This window comes from Arthrobacter sp. B0316-5-4 (assembly GCF_059090325.1).
On the sequence record NZ_JBNHFN010000027.1, the window covers coordinates 1 to 206 of the forward strand.

The window sequence follows — 206 nt, forward strand, 5'->3', positions numbered from 1 at the left end:
GTACTGTCATGCACCCCCGTGTGTGGTGGTCTGGTTTTCAGCTGGTTTCGAATTTTGTGCAGCCGCGTTCTACCGTTATTTCCGGTGGGTGTGGTTGTGTCTGTTTGATTTTTTTGTTTTCAACGGAGAGTTTGATCCTGGCTCAGGATGAACGCTGGCGGCGTGCTTAACACATGCAAGTCGAACGATGATCCCAGCTTGCTGGG

At 51.0% G+C, this 206-nt stretch carries 1 rRNA gene; it reads left to right on the forward strand.

Annotated elements, in window-relative coordinates:
• Positions 1 to 119 precede the first annotated feature (119 nt).
• A 16S ribosomal RNA gene (locus AC5RU9_RS21315) occupies positions 120 to 206 on the forward strand; the annotation flags it as partial.